20 protein-coding genes are annotated in these 15,632 nt (G+C 62.4%); 13 read left to right on the top strand and 7 right to left on the bottom strand.

Going from position 1 to position 15,632, the window contains the following annotated elements:
* The first annotated feature begins 45 nt into the window (after positions 1-45).
* Positions 46-396 (top strand): DUF4087 domain-containing protein, encoded by a 351-nt coding sequence (locus tag J2X76_RS10125; protein WP_113126492.1) that lies wholly within the window; start codon positions 46-48, stop codon positions 394-396.
* Between the two features lie 53 nt (positions 397-449).
* On the opposite strand, the gene J2X76_RS10120 is transcribed toward J2X76_RS10125, so the two are convergent.
* The 3 genes from J2X76_RS10120 to J2X76_RS10110 all read right to left on the bottom strand — a co-directional run bounded on the left by J2X76_RS10120 (position 450) and on the right by J2X76_RS10110 (position 2,429).
* A complete protein-coding gene (locus tag J2X76_RS10120; protein ID WP_310216532.1) occupies positions 450-1,151 on the bottom strand; it encodes a metallophosphoesterase in 702 nt (233 codons plus the stop codon).
* 62 nt (positions 1,152-1,213) lie between these two features.
* Complete coding sequence (locus J2X76_RS10115; RefSeq protein ID WP_113126746.1) at positions 1,214-2,008, bottom strand: nucleotidyltransferase family protein; 795 nt, start codon at positions 2,006-2,008, stop codon at positions 1,214-1,216.
* 163 nt (positions 2,009-2,171) lie between these two features.
* Positions 2,172-2,429 (bottom strand): hypothetical protein, encoded by a 258-nt coding sequence (locus J2X76_RS10110; RefSeq protein WP_310215530.1) that lies wholly within the window; start codon positions 2,427-2,429, stop codon positions 2,172-2,174.
* Between the two features lie 145 nt (positions 2,430-2,574).
* Here J2X76_RS10110 and J2X76_RS10105 point away from each other — a divergent pair, with 145 nt between their 5' ends.
* The gene (locus tag J2X76_RS10105) at positions 2,575-2,763 is read left to right on the top strand and encodes a DUF3008 family protein (protein ID WP_310215528.1); all 189 of its coding nucleotides are present in this window, start codon (positions 2,575-2,577) and stop codon (positions 2,761-2,763) included.
* A 95-nt stretch (positions 2,764-2,858) separates the two neighbouring features.
* Entirely contained in the window at positions 2,859-3,089 is a 231-nt protein-coding gene (locus J2X76_RS10100; RefSeq protein WP_113126495.1) for a hypothetical protein, read from the top strand.
* 291 nt (positions 3,090-3,380) lie between these two features.
* Here the strand turns inward: J2X76_RS10100 and hutX are convergent, their stop codons facing one another.
* Together hutX and J2X76_RS10090 are read right to left on the bottom strand one after the other, a co-directional pair.
* Positions 3,381-3,902, bottom strand: a complete 522-nt coding sequence (gene hutX / locus J2X76_RS10095; RefSeq protein ID WP_310215525.1) for a heme utilization cystosolic carrier protein HutX — start codon at positions 3,900-3,902, stop codon at positions 3,381-3,383.
* Positions 3,903-3,909: 7 nt separating this feature from the next.
* Complete coding sequence (locus J2X76_RS10090; protein ID WP_113126497.1) at positions 3,910-4,257, bottom strand: antibiotic biosynthesis monooxygenase; 348 nt, start codon at positions 4,255-4,257, stop codon at positions 3,910-3,912.
* 161 nt (positions 4,258-4,418) lie between these two features.
* On the opposite strand from J2X76_RS10090, the gene J2X76_RS10085 reads away from it, so the two are divergent.
* The 3 genes from J2X76_RS10085 to J2X76_RS10075 are packed head-to-tail and all read left to right on the top strand — an operon-like array spanning position 4,419 to position 7,170.
* Positions 4,419-5,303 carry an ABC transporter substrate-binding protein gene (locus tag J2X76_RS10085; RefSeq protein WP_310215523.1) on the top strand — a complete coding sequence of 295 codons (885 nt, stop codon included), beginning with the start codon at positions 4,419-4,421 and terminating at the stop codon, positions 5,301-5,303.
* Positions 5,303-6,391, top strand: a complete 1,089-nt coding sequence (locus tag J2X76_RS10080; RefSeq protein WP_310215521.1) for an iron ABC transporter permease — start codon at positions 5,303-5,305, stop codon at positions 6,389-6,391. Before J2X76_RS10085 ends, J2X76_RS10080 begins: the two co-directional genes overlap by 1 nt.
* Positions 6,388-7,170, top strand: coding sequence for a heme ABC transporter ATP-binding protein (locus J2X76_RS10075; protein ID WP_310215519.1), 783 nt, complete (start codon positions 6,388-6,390; stop codon positions 7,168-7,170). Before J2X76_RS10080 ends, J2X76_RS10075 begins: the two co-directional genes overlap by 4 nt.
* 12 nt (positions 7,171-7,182) lie before the next feature.
* Here the strand turns inward: J2X76_RS10075 and J2X76_RS10070 are convergent, their stop codons facing one another.
* The gene (locus tag J2X76_RS10070; RefSeq protein WP_113285216.1) at positions 7,183-7,539 is read right to left on the bottom strand and encodes a YbaN family protein; all 357 of its coding nucleotides are present in this window, start codon (positions 7,537-7,539) and stop codon (positions 7,183-7,185) included.
* A 141-nt stretch (positions 7,540-7,680) separates the two neighbouring features.
* Between J2X76_RS10070 and galE the strand changes: the two genes are divergently transcribed.
* The 4 genes from galE to J2X76_RS10050 all read left to right on the top strand — a co-directional run bounded on the left by galE (position 7,681) and on the right by J2X76_RS10050 (position 11,091).
* A complete protein-coding gene (galE, locus tag J2X76_RS10065) occupies positions 7,681-8,670 on the top strand; it encodes a UDP-glucose 4-epimerase GalE (protein ID WP_310215515.1) in 990 nt (329 codons plus the stop codon).
* Positions 8,671-8,679: 9 nt separating this feature from the next.
* Positions 8,680-9,372, top strand: a complete 693-nt coding sequence (gene ung, locus J2X76_RS10060; RefSeq protein WP_113285214.1) for a uracil-DNA glycosylase — start codon at positions 8,680-8,682, stop codon at positions 9,370-9,372.
* 144 nt (positions 9,373-9,516) lie between these two features.
* Positions 9,517-10,449 (top strand): VOC family protein, encoded by a 933-nt coding sequence (locus tag J2X76_RS10055; RefSeq protein ID WP_113126504.1) that lies wholly within the window; start codon positions 9,517-9,519, stop codon positions 10,447-10,449.
* 27 nt (positions 10,450-10,476) lie between these two features.
* Positions 10,477-11,091, top strand: a complete 615-nt coding sequence (locus J2X76_RS10050) for an alpha/beta hydrolase (protein WP_113126505.1) — start codon at positions 10,477-10,479, stop codon at positions 11,089-11,091.
* A gap of 68 nt (positions 11,092-11,159) precedes the next feature.
* Here J2X76_RS10050 and J2X76_RS10045 read toward each other — a convergent pair whose 3' ends face one another.
* Positions 11,160-12,077 (bottom strand): DUF4344 domain-containing metallopeptidase, encoded by a 918-nt coding sequence (locus J2X76_RS10045; RefSeq protein WP_310215512.1) that lies wholly within the window; start codon positions 12,075-12,077, stop codon positions 11,160-11,162.
* Between the two features lie 343 nt (positions 12,078-12,420).
* Between J2X76_RS10045 and J2X76_RS10040 the strand changes: the two genes are divergently transcribed.
* The 3 genes from J2X76_RS10040 to J2X76_RS10030 are packed head-to-tail and all read left to right on the top strand — an operon-like array spanning position 12,421 to position 15,581.
* Positions 12,421-12,873 (top strand): MarR family winged helix-turn-helix transcriptional regulator, encoded by a 453-nt coding sequence (locus J2X76_RS10040; protein ID WP_113126507.1) that lies wholly within the window; start codon positions 12,421-12,423, stop codon positions 12,871-12,873.
* Between the two features lie 13 nt (positions 12,874-12,886).
* Positions 12,887-14,044, top strand: a complete 1,158-nt coding sequence (locus J2X76_RS10035; RefSeq protein WP_310215510.1) for an HlyD family secretion protein — start codon at positions 12,887-12,889, stop codon at positions 14,042-14,044.
* Positions 14,037-15,581 carry a DHA2 family efflux MFS transporter permease subunit gene (locus tag J2X76_RS10030; RefSeq protein WP_310215507.1) on the top strand — a complete coding sequence of 515 codons (1,545 nt, stop codon included), beginning with the start codon at positions 14,037-14,039 and terminating at the stop codon, positions 15,579-15,581. The genes J2X76_RS10035 and J2X76_RS10030 overlap by 8 nt, the downstream gene beginning before the upstream one ends.
* Positions 15,582-15,632: the final 51 nt, after the last annotated feature.

Here is a 15,632-nt window from a genome sequence, read left to right as displayed (position 1 = left end):
GCGCGGATCACCGCAGGATATTCGTGCCTTGAAGCGGAGGCGGTGATGAAGAGACTGTTTGCGATATGCATCTCGTTGTTGCTTCTGCCGGCTGCCGCGCTTGCCGAAACGCGTTGCGGCTGGCTGATCAATCCGACGCCCCGCAACTGGACGCTGGTCGATGCTCAGAACGAATGGCTGATCATGCTTCAGGGCGGCTATGAAGCCAAGGGCATGGACAAGATCAAGGACATGGCCGAGGGCGAGCATGTCACCATCAACTACAGTCACGGCTATGCCTGCTTCTGCATGAACGTTTCGACCGAGAAAGACGGAATCGTCAGGGAGATTTACTCCACGCGCCAACTGCCCTTGTCGAAATGCCGACGCGATCCGGCACTCAGCGAGCCCAGATGAACGAACACGCCTCTCGGGTGTCCGGCACGGACGGGTTTGGCAACGAGAATATCCTAGAGCTGCAGCATTGCGTAAGGCCTGCCGGACGGCTTCTCGATATGGGAGGCGACGTTATAGACGGGCGCCCCGCCCGGCGTCCGGCCCTCGTAAGTGCCGCGATGCGCATGGCCATGGACCACGGCTTTCACCGGAAAACGATCGATGGTCTCGGCCAGTCTTGACGAACCGAGGAACGGATAGATCTCCTCCGGTTCGCCGGCCACCGTTTCGCGGATCGGCGCGTAATGCAGCACGACCATCGCCCGTTCGGAGCGCACCTGGCGCAGCGCGTTCTCCAGCCGCATCGTTTCCTCGACGCTCTCCGTGACCATGGCCTTGATCGCCGGCTCGCCGAAGGAGCCGAGCATGTGGCGGCCGAAGCCGCCGGCGAAGCCCTTGGCTCCGGCAAAACCGACACCGTTGATTTCGACCGCCTGGCCTTCCAGAAGATGGATGCCGGCATCCTTCAGAATGTTCGTGACTTCCTCGACGCAGCCGCATTCGTAATCGTGATTGCCGAGCACGCCGACGATCGGGATCGAGCAGGCGCGCAAGTCCGAAGCCAAGATTTCCGCCTCCTTGACCTTGCCGAGATCGGTCAGATCGCCGGTGAGGACAAGGATGTCTGCTGCCTGGGAAATCTCGGTGAACAGTTCCTTGTAGGACGTCGTGCCGTGTTCCTTGACATGCAGGTCGCCCATGGCGGCGATCCTCAGCTTGCCGTTCGCCTTTTCCGTTTCCGCTTTTCTGGTTTCGGTCTTTGCGTCGGTCGTCTTGCTCACGCCAAACCTCCTTCGGCCGTTTCCTCTTCGACGCCGTCGCGAAGGTCGCCTTCGCCGCCAACATCGGCAAAACCCCACTCCTTCACGTCGATCTCGAAATCCACGCGGCTGAACATGCGGCCGCGGCAGATCTTCATCTGCGGCAGCGGCAGTTCGCGCTGCGCCTTCAGGCGGTCGAGCAACTCGTCCAGCAGCCAGTCGGGCACCTTGTCGCGCTCGGTCGGGTAGATCCAGCGGAAGTTCAGGAGGTGGATCAAAAGCACTTCCCAATGCACTTCCATGTGGTTCAGCAGCCGCTCCCAGTCGATCTGGTCGTGGGCGCGCAGGATCATGTGGACGATGTCGCCGCCGTCATAACGGTGGCGGAGCTGCACGAAACATTTCGACCAGATGAGTTCGGTCGGCGCGATGATACGCACCTTGTGGCCGTTCATGTCGATCTGGCGGGCGTTTTCGAACCAGGCGTCGCTAATCGGCATGGTGCCGTTCGAGGCGGCGAAGATGACGTCGAAGAAATGCCGGCCCTTCTTCACCTTGCCGAGCCAGCGGTCGTCCTCGACTTCGATCTGGTAACCCTTGTCTTTGAAGTGGGCGAGGATGCGGGCGTAATCGCCGGCCTTGCAGAAGATATCGAGATCCTTGGTGGGGCGGGTGATGCCGGTATAGGCGCTGATGGCGAAGGTGCCGGCCAGCAGGAAGGGGATGTGGCACTTGACGAGATCCTCGACCGCCTCGGCGACGAAGGCCTCGGAATCCGCGTCGGCCAGCGTCGGCGCAGCCCTTACCTCCATTCCCGGCATCGTATCGACCGGGTGGGTGGCCTTCTCCCTCGGCAGGTTCTGCGCGGCATTCGCTTCAGCATTCATCGAGGATCTCCGAATTTGAACTCGCGCAGAGGAACACCCGGACATGCCGGGAGGTTCCGTTTCGGGGTGTTTTAGAGATAGGAGCGTTTCAGCGTTCGGGATTGTCCGCATTCGCCATCGGGCTGGGACGGCCGTCCGGCTGGTCGCCGTCAACCCGCTGGTCGAGGTCTTCGAGGTCGGTTTCCACCAGGTAGGTATCGCCGGCTCCGAGGCGGGATGCTTCCTTGACAGCCTCCTGATTGGTCTCGTTCGTCTGCGCCTGGAGTGCGTCGTCGGCCCGCTCCCGGTCGGCCCGTTCGACGTGTTCGGATTGATCGGCGGTGTCGGGTTTGCGGTCAGCGTCCATAGGTGTTCCTTTCCTCAACTTCGCGCCCGTCGGGAGCGATGGCCTGTCGTTCAGAACACGCCGATGCCGGAGAGGTTCCGTTGGGCAGGGGGGAACCAAGCGTTGCCGAGCGGTGTTGACCGCCACGATAAAACAGGAGGCAGATATGCCAGCGAAATCCAAAGCACAGCAGAAAGCAGCCGGCGCAGCGCTCGCCGCCAAACGCGGCGACATCAAGAAGGGCGAACTCAAGGGCGCTTCGAAGGGTATGGAGAAATCCATGAGCGAAAAGCAGCTCGAAGAGTTTGCCTCGACCAACCGCAAGGGCAAGCCGGATCACGTCGACCACCACTGACCAGATATCCGATCGGGCTTCCGGTCCGAGACCGGAACTTCGCGGAGAGACGGACGTTCTGCGGGACGTTCGTCTTTTCGTGGAGGAGGAAAGTCATGCCGCCTGAAGAACTCGATACGACCCTGACGGCGCTGCCGCTCAGGATTGGCGTCTATATTCCCGATGACCTGATGGAAGACTGGTTTGCGCCCGGGACCGGCATGAAGCCGGTCAGCGACGCGGCCTTGAAGGCGGCGGAAGCCTATGGACGCCGTTTCGAATGCGAATTCAAATATTACCCGGAGCGGATGGAAGGCGTTTTCTGGAAATGGGTGCCGGCCCTCTAGGCAGCTTTTTGAGGCCTCACAGACTTGAAAGTCGATGAGGCGCGCCGCGCCGCTAAGATCGCTCTCCTCGTATCGGGCAAGCGACCGGTCCGCCTATGGGCGCGGCGGCGCCTCATTCAATGACAATCACCCAGGGGCGGCACGTGGCTGAAAACGATCGTACGGCCGCCAGCCCGCTTCGCGAGGTCTGCCATAATACGCAAATGCACGGGAAAACGAAAGGTTCCGCTAAAAATGATTCGGACGGTTATTTTTCGCCCGAATCACCGAAACTCATAGAAACGCCTGGGTTTATGCCAGGTAGCTGTCGCGCAGCGTCTCGAACTTCTGCAGCTGTTCGGGGATCAGTTCGCGTGCGGCATCCCGCTTGACGAAGACCTTGAACATTGCCGAACCCTTGGCATTCATGAACCACACGGAGCAGGAGCGGCGGCCGTGGAAGGCACGGTCGACGAAGGTCACCGACGCGCAGTTGTCCTTCTTGATGTGACCGCCGATCGGGCTGTCGCCGTGGATGTTGAACCAGCCGTGTCCCTCCGAACCCATCGGCAGGCTGCCTTCCGCCTCCAGCACGATGTCTTCGGTATGGACGATGAACAGGACCTCGCCCCAGGTGCTCATCTCGGCCCAGATGTCCGCGAACTTCTCCTTGTCGGCGATGACCGCCGCGCCCCTGGGCAGGATTTCGAGGATCTCGGCAGGCGTCACGTCGGCATTGGCGGCGATCGCCTCGACGACGCCGTCGGGCTTTTCCGCAAGGGCAGCGATCGCCCGTTCACGACGGTCCGGCTTGATTTCGGAAACGGCGTTCATCACGACCTCAGGCGGCAGCGTCGGCGCGCACGCCGTTCTTGTCTTCGTGGATGATCACTTCGAAACCTTCGAAATGCGGGCCGGAGAGATATTCAACCTTGGCGCGGTTGTTGCCGGCATTCGCATGAGCGGCGCGGAACTGTTCCGACTTCGTCCAGGCCTGGAAGTCCTCGAAGGTTTCCCAGACGGTGTGAGATGCGTAGAGAGTGTGGTCCTCAGCCTTAGGGCCCTTGAGCATGTGGAACTCCACATAGCCGGGCAGCTCGGCAAGGCGGCCCTGGCGGCCACGCCAGATGGCTTCGAATGCGTCTTCGTAGCCCGGCACGACGCGGAATCGGTTCATCGCAATATACATGATCAGTCCCTCATTTTAAGTTTCACTTTCGGCTCAAGATATCTGTGGCCGGTCCCCTTGAAAAGCCCAAAAAACTTGCGTAGTCAACTCAAGTTATCGCCGCCGGCTTGGCGGAACCGGGGCATTTTGCGCTTCGGCCTGCGCACAAGGAGCAGAGTATCATGGGGTCTTCCTTCACCTTCAGAGGGCTATTCGCAGCCGTCCTCCTGGGCGCCAGCCTCGCCGCGGGCGTCGCCTCAGCGTCCGACAAGGGCAATCCGGAAGCCAAGCGGATCGTCTCGATCGGAGGCACGATCACCGAGATCCTCTATGCGCTCGGCGCCGAGGACCGGATCGTAGCACGGGACTCGACGAGCTTCTATCCGGATGCGGCGACTTCCAAGCCCGATGTGGGCTATATGCGCGCGCTTTCCGCCGAAGGCATTCTCGGGCAGAAGCCCGATCTGATCCTGATGGAGGAGGGGTCCGGCCCGCCGCCCGTCATCGAAATCCTCAAGGCCAGCGAAGTGCCGATGGTCGTCATCCCGACGCCGGCGAAGGCTGATTTGATCGGCAGGAAGATCCGGGACGTGGGCGCGGCCGTCGGGCTTTCCGACAAGGCCGAGGCGCTCGCCGTGAAGACGGAAGAGGGGCTGAAGAAGCTCGCCGCCGACGTCGCGAAAATTCCCGGGCCGAAGAAGAAGGTCCTGTTCGTGCTCTCGCTTACCAATAATCGCGTCATGGCCGGCGGTGCCGATACCGAGGCGGGCGCGGTGATCGAAATGGCCGGCGGCGTCAATGCCGCGCCGACCATCAACGGCTACAAGCCGCTTGCCGACGAAGGCGTCATCGCCGCCAAGCCGGATGTGGTGCTCTCGATGTCGCGTGGCGACCACGCTCTCACACCGGAGCAGGTTTTTGCCACGCCGTCGATGCAGACGACGCCTGCTGCCGCCAACAAGGCGCTTGTCACCATGGACGGGCTGCTGCTGCTCGGTTTCGGGCCGCGCACGCCGGACGCCGCTCGCTCGCTCGCCGCACAAATCTATCCGGGAGCGATCAACTGATGATGAAGGCGCTGGCGATGCCGTTCCGGCCGGTGGAGGATGGAGACCGGACCCGCAAGGGTATCGTCGTACTGCTCCTGCTGGCGGCGGCGTTGTTTGTCGCTTGCCTGCTTTCGCTCGGTATCGGCCCGACCGGCGTCGATCTGCATGATCTCTGGATCTATGCGACCGGCAGTGGCGCGAGCCTCTCAACCCAGGAACGGGTGATCCTCGAGGCGGTCCGCCTGCCGCGCACCGCGCTCGGCCTTCTGGTCGGCGCCGGGCTCGCCGTCTCCGGTGCGATGATGCAGGGCCTGTTCCGCAACCCGCTCGCCGATCCCGGCATCGTGGGCGTCACCTCCGGCGCGGGCCTTGCCGCAGTCGCGGCCATCGTGCTCGGCAACGGCATCCTGGCACCTGTCGCCATGGTTCTCGGCAATCAGTTCCTGCCGTTGATGGCCTTCTTCGGTGGGCTGTTCAACACCTGGATGCTCTACCTTATCGCCACCCGCGACGGGCGTACCTCGACGACGACGCTGATCCTTTCGGGTATCGCGATCGGCGCGCTGTCGGCGGCCCTGATGGGCCTGATGATCGTGATGGCCGACGACCGGCAACTGCGGGACATCACGTTCTGGAGCCTCGGCTCGCTCGGGGGCGCGACGTTCGGGCGCGTGTTTTCCATCCTCCCCTTCATCGGCGCGGTGATCGTCATCATCCCCTTCGTGGCGCGCGGGCTCGACGCGCTGGTGCTCGGCGATGCCGCCGCCTTCCATATGGGCATACCGGTTCAGAGGCTGAAGAAGATCGTCATCGTCGCGGTCGCCGCCGCCTGTGGCTCCACCGTCGCGGTCGCCGGTTCGATCGGTTTCGTCGGCATCGTCGTGCCGCATCTGCTGCGCCTCGTGATGGGGCCGTCGCACCGCTTCCTGCTGCCGGGCTCGGCGCTCGGGGGAGGAGCTTTGCTTCTGATCGCCGACTGTGTCGCGCGTACCGTGGCCGCTCCGGCGGAACTGCCGATCGGCGTCGTCACCGCCCTGTTCGGCGCGCCGGTCTTCCTTTTCCTGCTGCTCGGCAAGAACGGCATCACCATGCGGGACATGCCATGATTTCAGCCGAAAACGTCACCGTCACCCGCTCCGGCCGCAAGCTCATCGACAATGTCGGGCTCGATCTCGAACCCGGCCGGTTCACCGTCGTCATCGGCCCGAACGGTGCCGGCAAGTCGACGCTGATGAAAGTGATCTCCGGCGAAATGAAGCCGGATACCGGTTTCGTCAGCTATCACGGCGCCAGCGTCGATCTCTGCCAGCCGGTCGATCTCGCCAGGCGCCGGGCGGTTCTGCCGCAGGCGACGCAGCTCGCCTTCCCCTTCACCGCGCTCGAAATCGTGCGCATGGGAGCGGTGGCGCAAGGGGCGCTCAACCCGACCGAACAGGCCCGCCAGGCACTTTCCCGCGTGGGCTTGCGCGGATTCGAAAGCCGGCCGTATCCGTCGCTGTCGGGCGGTGAGCAACAGCGGGTGCAGTTCGCCCGCGCCCTCGCGCAGGTGCCGCAGCCGGTCGCGGACGGCGTGCCGCGCGCGCTGTTCCTCGACGAACCGACCGCCAGCCTCGACCTCGGCCACCAGATCTCGGTGCTGGAAATCGCCCGCGATTTCGCCGATGCGGGCGGCATCGTGCTCGCCATCCTGCACGACCTCAACCTTGCGGCCGAATTCGCCGACCATCTCGTGGTGCTGAATTACGGCCGGGCGGTGGCGGAAGGCGCCTGCCTGGAAACGGTGAACGACGAGATCATCGCCAGCGTCTACGGCATCGCCGGCGCCGTCGGCCGCATTCCGGCGGCCCATATCCCCTACGTCCTGCCGCAATCGCGACACCGCTGAACGGTTAGATGGTCACGTATCCGGCCGGGTGACGATGAAGGTCGCCGAGCCGAGCATGACGGCTGCCACCAGCACCGCCCGCCACAGCGGCGGCGAGGTGCCGAACAGGAAGACCGCATAACTCAGGGCCATGAGGGAGATCGCCGCGATCTTCGCCTTACGGGCGATCGCGCCCTTTTCCCGCCAGTTGCGCAAGGGCGGCCCGAATTTCGGATGCTCGAGCAGCCAGGTTTCCAACCGCGGCGAGGAGCGTGCAAAGCAGCCGACGGCCAGAAGCAGGAATGGCGTAGTGGGCAGGACAGGCAGGAAAGCCCCGACAATGCCGATCGCTACGAACAGCCACCCGAGGGCGAGAAAGAGGAGACGCATGAAATGACCTATGGGATATCCTGAGTAGAATAGACAAGTTCGGGAGCAACGTCTTCATCCAATTTCTCGTGGTCGTTCGCCCTTCCCATTTAAGCGCCGCCGGTTATAGTGCCGCCGGCTTCAATAACCGCAGGGAAAATGATGTCGCAACAGAAAGTGCTCGTCGTCGGCGGGGCCGGTTATATCGGTTCCCATACGTGCCTGGTGCTCGCCGAGCGGGGTTATCACCCGATCGTTTTCGACAATCTCTCCAACGGACACGCGGAATTCGTGCGCTGGGGTGAGCTGGAACAGGGCGATATCCGCGACCGCGCCCGGCTCGACGAAGTTTTCGCCAAGCACAAGCCCGATGCCGTGCTGCATTTCGCGGCGCTGATCGAGGTGGGGGAATCGGTCAAGAACCCGGTCGCCTTCTACGACAACAATGTCATCGGGGCGCTGACCCTGCTGTCGGCGGCGATCGATGCGGGCGTCAGGGCCTTCGTGTTCTCCTCGACATGCGCGACCTATGGACTGCCGGACCGTGTGCCGATGGACGAGACGCACAAACAGGCGCCGATCAATCCCTATGGCCGCACCAAGTTCATCATCGAGCAGGCGCTGAAGGATTACGGGACCTACAAGGACCTGAAGTCGGTGATGCTGCGTTACTTCAATGCCGCGGGCGCTGATTTCAAGGGCCGGATCGGCGAATGGCATACGCCGGAAACCCACGCCATTCCGCTCGCCATCGAAGCGGCGCTTGGCCGCCGCCAGGGTTTCAAGGTGTTCGGCGACGACTACGACACCCGCGACGGCACCTGCGTGCGCGACTATATCCATGTGCTTGACCTCGCCGATGCGCATGTGCGGGCGGTCGATTACCTGCTTGGCGGCGGCGAGACGGTCGAACTCAACCTTGGGACCGGCACCGGCACGACCGTGAAGGAACTGCTTGCAGCGATTTCCGAAGTCTCCGGCAAACCCTTTCCCGTGGAATATGTCGGCCGGCGCGAAGGTGATTCCACATCGCTGGTTGCCAATAACGACAAGGCGCGGACGGTTCTCGGCTGGGAACCGAAATACGGGCTGAACGATATCATCCGTTCGGCCTGGGATTGGCACTCGCGCTCGAACCACCACGTCATCTGAGGACAGGACATGGCCGAAGCCGAGGTCAAGCTCGAGGAAAGCTGGAAACATGTTCTCGGACCGGAGTTTTCCGATCCCTATATGCATGAGCTGAAGCGTTTCCTCGTTGCCGAAAAGGAAGCGGGCAAGCGGATCTTCCCGAAGGGTTCGGAATATTTTCGCGCGCTTGACCTCACGCCGCTCGACGAGGTGAAGGTCGTGATCCTCGGTCAGGATCCGTATCACGGTTTCGGACAGGCGCATGGCTTGTGCTTTTCCGTGAAGCCCGGCGTGCGCATTCCGCCATCGCTCGTCAATATCTACAAGGAGATGGAGACGGATCTCGGCATTCCGCCGGCCAGGCACGGCTTCCTCGAGCATTGGGCGGAGCAGGGCGTGCTCCTGCTCAACAGCGTGCTGACGGTGGAGGAGAGCCAGGCGGCCTCCCACCAGGGCAAAGGCTGGGAGCGTTTTACCGATGCGGTGATCCGCGCGGTCAACGACGAGTGCGATGGCATCGTCTTCATTCTCTGGGGTTCCTATGCCCAGAAGAAGGCGGCTTTCGTCGATCAGCAGCGCCATCTGGTGCTGCGCTCGGCGCATCCGTCGCCGCTTTCGGCCCATAACGGGTTTCTGGGCTCTCGCCCCTTCTCGAAGGCGAATGCCTATCTGCAGTCGATCGGCAAGGATCCGGTCGATTGGCGCCTGCCGGAACAAGTCTAATTCTGTGAACGATTAACCAACGCTTGTCTACGCAAGGTGAACAATGCGTTCGGATCGTCGCGTCTATCCAATTGCCGGTCGTTCCACCATCTTTACCCCAGAAAGCGGGCCGCACAGGCGGCTCCCAAGACAAGGGGTTTAAAAATGCTCGACCAGATCAAAGGCCTCCACCACGTCACGTCGATGGCCGCCAGCGCCAGCACCAACAACAAGTTCTTCACCGATACGCTCGGTCTTCGCCGCGTCAAGAAGACCGTCAACTTCGACGCTCCGGATGTCTACCATCTCTATTACGGCGATGAGGTCGGCTCGCCCGGCTCTGTCATGACCTATTTCCCGTTCCCGCATATCGCCCGTGGCCGCCAGGGCACTGGCGAAGTGGGCACGACGCTGTTCTCGGTTCCGGAAGGCTCGTTCGGTTTCTGGACCGATCGCCTGACGAAGGCCGGCGCCGAAGGCATCAAGGCCGATACCGCATTCGGTGAAAACCGCCTGCATTTCGCCGGCCCCGATGGCGACGGTTTTGCGCTCGTCGAAGTCAAGGACGATGCCCGCAAGCAGTTCATCGGCAATGGCATTTCCGAAGATCATGCGATCCGCGGCTTCCATTCCGCTTCGCTGCGTCTGCGCGATGAAGGCGCCACCGCCGAGCTGCTGAAGTTCATGGGCTATCAGCAGGTCGACAGCCAGGACGGCGTGCTCAGGCTCGCCATGCCGGGCGGCAACGGTGCCGATGTCATCGACATCGAAACCATGCCGAACATTGCCCGCGCCAATCTCGGCGCCGGCTCGGTCCACCACATCGCCTTTGCCGTCGAGAACCGCGCAACGCAGCTCGAAGTCCGCAAGGCGCTGATGGATACCGGTTACCAGGTCACGCCGGTCATCGACCGCGATTATTTCTGGGCGATCTATTTCCGTACGCCGGGCGGCGTTCTGTTCGAAATCGCCACCAACGAACCCGGTTTCGACCGCGACGAGGATACCGCCCATCTCGGTGAAGCCCTGAAGCTGCCCACGCAGCATGAGCACCTGAGGAAGGTTCTCGAACAGCATCTCGAACCGATCGGCGCCTAACGGCTGCAGTGATCAAGGAGAAAAACAATGAGTTACGACAGTTATGTGCACCGGGCGCGTCCCGGTGCACCCGGTGCGCCGATCCTGTTCGTCTTTCACGGCACCGGCGGCGATGAAAACCAGTTCTTCGATTTTGGCGGCCGGCTGTTGCCGGGCGCCACGGTGATCTCGCCGCGCGGCGACATTTCCGAACACGGTGCGGCGCGCTTCTTCCGGCGCAAGGCGGAAGGTGTCTACGATTGCGAGGATCTTGCCCGGGCGACCGAGCGGATGAGCGAATTCGTCGCCGCCAACCGCGAGCGTTACGAATCCTCGACCGTGCTCGGCCTCGGTTTCTCGAACGGCGCGAACATTCTCGCCAATATCATGATCGAGAAGCCGGGCCTGTTCGATGCGGGCGTATTGATGCATCCGCTGATCCCGTTCGCGCCGAAGGACCGCAAGCGCCAGGACACGGCCCATGTGCTGATCACGGCCGGCCAGCATGACCCGATCAGTTCGGTGGAGCAGACCACGGCCCTTGCCGATTATTTCAGGGCGCAGGGGGATGCGGTGACGCTGGAATGGCATGGCGGCGGGCATGAGATCCGTCCCAACGAGATCGAAGCCGCCAAGAAGTTCTTCGCGCCCTATGGCGCTTGATGCTTAAAAGGAAAATGCCCGGCTCCTCGATCGAGGGCCGGGCGTTTTTGTCCCATATTGGCCGGTTCCTATTGGCGGGCGGTCGCCGTGCCGAACACTTTTGTCAAAGCCGGCTTTGCTTCGGAAGTTTTCTCCTCCGCCTCGTCGTTGCTGCTTTCCTCGCCCTTGCGGAAATAGTTGGCGACCGTCTGCGTGTGCCACTGCAGCAGTTCGTAACAGTAGGTCATCTCACGGTTCTCCGCCGACCAGTAGGCGTTCGGCTCCCCGCACTCGGCGGCGGTCAGCTTGATGCCGTCTTTCAACGCGTAGAGATTGGCCATCAGCGTTGCGACGTTGTCGAGAAGCTTGGCCTTCCTTGCGGCGTCGGCATAGTCCTTGAGGTCCCTTGATTTGGGAGACCGATAGTCGATGACGAATTTCGTCTTCCTGTCGCCGCTCTGCATATGCGGCTTCAGAAGGCCGAACCAGCTGTCGCGGGCCTTCTGGTATTCGCCTACGCATTCGTCGCGGCGGCTTTTCGGCATTTCCAGGTCGTCGGCGGATTCCTTGAATTTTCCGGCATCCTTGCCGACCATCAGGCAGACCATGTTGAAGGCGCGCTGGCGGTCGAGGGCGTGGGCGCCCCAGAGCTCCTGCTCTTCCTCCGCCTCCTCGCTTGCTTCCGCCGAGAACGTCCAGCCGTCGACGGAGTCGATGAGGGCGGTGTTGAACGCGTCCTTGTTCGGCGCCAGCAGCAGCAGGGTGGAGAGCGTGTCCACCGCGTCCTCCTCGCGGCCGAGAACCGGCAGGTCGAACTCCGAGACCAGCATGTGACCGGCTTCGTGCAGCAGGAAGAACATCGAGTTGCCGAGGCTGAACTCGGTCGTGTCGTCGACCTGCTGGCTGGTCAGGTCGTGGAGGTCCTGCTCCAGGGTCGTCGCGCCGGCATCGGTGGCGCAGAAGGGCAGGAGCCCGGCAAGGGCGATGGAAAGGAGAGTGCGTCGCATCCGGCCTGTCTGCCTTTTTGAACTCGATGTTGACCTGTCGCGTTCTAGATCCAGCTGCCGCCGAGCTTCTCTGGTCGTCGCGATATGATCTACTCACTACCAGCAAGCTTTTAAGGCCGGGTGAAACAGTATTGTTGCTGATCTATTTCGACGGGTTTCGCGAATACCCAAGGCTTGTCGGAATTCCTCGGTCCTCGTCTGTCGCGCGGTGCCCGCGAAACCGGTTCGGGCGATTGCACACGCAAGCGTGATGGCCCAAGTGACAGAACGTCGCGGGTGGCGCGGTTGTTAACGGGCGACCGAATATATACATGCTTACCATCAGCACGCTAGTTTTTCAGCCATGCCCAACAACACCCCGACCCTCGGTTTTCTTTTGAACGACGTTGCCCGCCTGTTTCGAAAGCGCTTCGAACAGCGCGCGAAGCATATCGGCCTGACGCGCGCCCAGTGGCAGACGATCGCCTATCTCGCTCGCTGCGAAGGCATTCACCAGAAGGCGCTCGCGGAGCTTCTGGAAATCTCGCCGATCTCGCTGATGCGGGTGCTCGACAATCTTGCGGAACGCGGCCTCATCGAGCGCCGGCCGCACGAGACCGACCGGCGGATCACGCTGCTCTACACGACCGAAAGCTCGAGAGCCCTTCTCGACGATGGTCGCAAGTTCGGCGATGCGACGCGCAAGGATGCGCTCGAAAATATCTCGGACGCCGATCGCGCCCGCCTCTTTGAAATACTCGAACACATGAAATCCAACCTCGTAACGGCCTGCCGCACACCGGCCGACAAAGCTTAAAAGAAGTCCTCCCATGACCGAGACCTCCGCCCGTTCGCCCGAGACCAGCAATGTCACCGTTCTCGAAACGCCTGCTCCGGCAGCGCCCGAGCACAGCAAGGCGCGCAAGCGACGCAGCCTGACGCGGCCGGTGCTCTTTGCGCTGCTGCCGGTCGCTCTGGTCGTCGGCGGTTATTATTACGTCGAGGGCGGCCAGATCATGTCGACCGACAATGCCTATCTCCAGGCGGACATGATCGGCGTTTCGACAGATGTCGCCGGCACGGTCGCATCCGTAGATGTGCGCGAGAACCAGGAAGTCAGCCGGGGCCAGGTTCTCTTCACGCTGAAACCGGACAGTTTCCGCATCGCGCTCGACGGCGCCAAGGCGAAACTCGGTGCTGCCCGCAACCAGCTGCTCAACCTGCAGGCCTCCTATAGGGAAACGCTCGCCCAGATCGCCCAGGCTGAAGCCGACATTCCCTATTACCAGACCGTGCTCGAACGCCAGCAGCGCCTGATATCCGGTTCGGCGGCGTCGCAGACGGCCTATGACGACGCCAAGCACAATCTTGATGCCGCCCAGCAGAAGGTCGCGGTCGCCAAGGCGCAGGCCGACGCGACGCTTGCCCAGCTCGGCGGCAATGCCGACCAGCCGATCGAGCAGAACCCGCTCTATCTCGAAGCCCAGGCGGCGATCGATGACGCGCAGCGCCAGTTTGACGACACCGTGGTGCGGGCGCCCTTCGACGGCATCGTCACCAATGTCAGCGCGCTCCAGGTCGGCAGCTATCTGGAAGCAGCCCAGCAGGGTTTCTCGCTGGTCTCGACGAAGAACATGTGGATTGCCGCCAACCCGAAGGAAACCGAGCTGACCTATATCAAGCCCGGCCAGCCGGTGACGATCAGCGTCGATACCTATCCGGGCGTCCAGTGGACGGGCAAGGTCGCGAGCGTCAGCCCGGCCTCGGGCTCCAGCTTCGCGCTGCTCCCGGCGCAGAACACGTCCGGCAACTGGGTCAAGGTCGTGCAGCGCATCCCGATGCGGGTTTCGATCGACGACACGGCCGGCAAGCCGCCGCTTCGTGCCGGCATGAGTACCGTGGTCGATGTCGATACCGGTCACAAGCGCGGCCTGCCGGAATTCGCCCAGAAGCTTCTCGACCATTCGTCGGCCTACGCCCATGAGTAGCGTGGCTTCACCGGCAGCGTCAGCTGTGGTGGCCAATCGCGGCGCGATCACCGCCTGCGTCATCCTGGCGGTCATCATGCAGGCGCTCGACACGACGATCGCTAACGTCGCGCTGCCCTATATCCAGGGCAGCGTTTCGGCTTCCGCCGACCAGATCAACTGGGTGCTGACCTCCTATATCGTCGCTGCCGCAATCATGACGCCGCCGTCCGGCTTCCTCGCCGCCAAGTTCGGCCGCAAGCGGGTGCTGCTCGTCGCCATCTTCGGCTTCGTCGCCGCGTCGGTCCTCTGCGGGCTCGCCCAGTCGTTGCCGCAGATCGTCGGCTTCCGCCTGCTGCAGGGGTTTTTCGGCGCGGCGCTCGTGCCGCTGTCGCAGGGCATCCTGCTCGACATCTATTCGGTGGAGGAGCGCGGTTCGGCGATGGCGCTGTTCGGTGTTTCGGTCATGGTCGGGCCGGTGCTCGGCCCGGTCATCGGCGGCTGGCTCACCGACAATATCAGCTGGCGCTGGGTCTTCTACATCAACGTGCCGATCGGCATCCTTGCCCTGATGGGCATCAGCGTCTTTGTGAAAGAGACGAAGATCGACGCGCAGGCGAAGCTGGACTGGTTCGGCTTCGGCATGCTCAGCATCGCGATCGCCTCGCTGCAGCTCTTCCTTGACCGTGGCCAGCAGCTCGACTGGTTCTCGTCGAGCGAGATCGTGATCGAGGCCATGGTCTGCGCGGCTGCCTTCTACCTGCTGCTCGTCCACACGTTCACGACGGAAAAGTCGTTCATCAATCCGCGGCTGTTCCTCGACCAAAATTTTACGGTCAGCATGATCTTCATCTTCGTGATCGGGGTGACCTATCTTGCCTCGCTCGCGCTGATGACGCCCTATCTGCAGTCGCTGATGGGTTATCCGGTGATCACCGCCGGCATCGTCATGGGGCCGCGCGGCCTCGGCACGATGGTGTGCATGTTCGTGGTCGGACGACTGATCGGCAAGGTGGATACGCGCATCCTGCTCTTCCTCGGCCTCGCGATCACCGCCTGGGCGATGTATGCGATGATCGGCTGGACGCCTGACGTTTCGCAATGGACGATCGTTTATGTCGGCTTCATCCAGGGCGCCGGCCTTGGCTTCCTGTTCGTGCCGCTGACGACGGTCGCCTTTGCGACGCTACCCGCGCATATGCGCGGCGACGGGACGGGTCTCTACAATCTGTCGCGCAACATCGGCTCCAGCGTCGGCATCGCCGTCGTCTCGGCGCTTTTGGTGGAAAACGTCCAGCGCAACCATGCAGACCTCGTCAGCTATGTGACGCCGTTCAACCATGCCTTCCAGACCAAGGCGGCGGCGGGTCTAGACCCGACCACGGTTGCCGGCGCCTCGGCGCTCGACGGCATCATCACGCTGCAATCGACGATCATCGCCTATATGGACGATTTCAAGCTGCTGATGATCATGTCGCTCGCCGTGATGCCGCTGCTGCTCGTGCTGCGCAAACCGGGCAAGGCGCCGGCTGTCGATCATAGTGTGGCGGTGGAATAATCGGCCTTCCGGGGCCTGAAATTGCCCCTCATCCGCCTGCCGGCACCTTCT

Source organism: Neorhizobium sp. 2083, assembly GCF_031455615.1.
Classification (GTDB): domain Bacteria; phylum Pseudomonadota; class Alphaproteobacteria; order Rhizobiales; family Rhizobiaceae; genus Neorhizobium.
Note: the sequence above shows the minus strand (reverse complement) of the source record. Positions and strands in the feature narration are given on the sequence as shown.